The sequence below is a fragment of the Pseudomonas syringae group sp. 247E2 genome (assembly GCF_032587795.1).
GTDB lineage: Bacteria > Pseudomonadota > Gammaproteobacteria > Pseudomonadales > Pseudomonadaceae > Aquipseudomonas > Aquipseudomonas amygdali.
The window spans coordinates 1-1,019 of the sequence record NZ_JAWHPK010000028.1; the positions used below are offsets into that span (position 1 = coordinate 1).

A 1,019-nucleotide genomic window follows, 5' to 3' on the forward strand; every position below is an offset into this window, starting at 1 on the left:
TGCCGCTCTTCCTCCGGCACCACCAGCCCGGCAACCACCCGGCCGTCAGCAGCGCCGTGGTTGCGGTAGTGGAACATGGAGATGGTCCAGCGTCCGCCCAGGCGGTTGAGGAAGTTGAACAGCGCGCCGGGGCGCTCCGGGAATTCGAAACGCAGTACCACTTCGTCGTCGACGCGCTCGGCATGCCCGCCGACCATGTGGCGGATGTGCAGTTTGGCCAGTTCGTTGTCGGTCAGGTCCAGCACCGGAAAACCCTGCCCGGTCAGGCTGGTGATCAGCGCGCTGCGAGGGTCGTTCTCGGGGTGGGTTTGCACACCGACAAAGATGTGCGCCTCGCGATCGGTGTGGTAGCGATAGTTGAATTCGGTGATCTGCCGTTTGCCGATGGCCTCGCAGAACGCCTTGAAACTGCCCGGCTGTTCGGGGATGGTCACGGCGATGATTGCTTCGCGGCCTTCGCCCAGCTCGGCGCGCTCTGCCACATGGCGCAAGCGGTCGAAGTTGACGTTGGCCCCGGAGTCGATGGCCACCAGTGTCTGACCGCTGATACCACGCTGCTCGACGTATTTCTTGATCCCGGCAACACCCAGCGCGCCCGCAGGCTCGGTGATCGAGCGGGTGTCGTCGTAAATGTCCTTGATCGCCGCGCAGATTTCATCGGTGCTGACGGTGATCACCTCATCGACATAATGACGGCACACTTCAAAGGTGTGATGGCCGATCTGCGCCACCGCCACGCCATCGGCAAACAGCCCGACCTGGCTCAGCACCACGCGCTCCCCGGCGGCCATCGCCGCTTGCAGGCAGTTGGAGTCGTCCGGCTCGACGCCGATCACCTTGATCTCCGGGCGCAGGTATTTCACATACGCCGCGATACCCGCGATCAAGCCGCCACCACCGACCGGTACGAATATCGCGTCCAGCTGCCCCGGCTGCTGGCGAAGAATCTCCATCGCCACGGTGCCTTGCCCGGCAATCGTATCGGGGTCGTCATACGGGTGGATGTAGACGAAACCCTG

At 63.6% G+C, this 1,019-nt stretch carries 1 protein-coding gene; it reads right to left on the reverse strand.

What is annotated here, in order from left to right; genetic code table 11:
- On the reverse strand, positions 1-1,019 hold a 1,019-nt coding region (gene ilvA / locus RYC18_RS22715; RefSeq protein WP_316886875.1), incomplete at both ends, for a threonine ammonia-lyase, biosynthetic.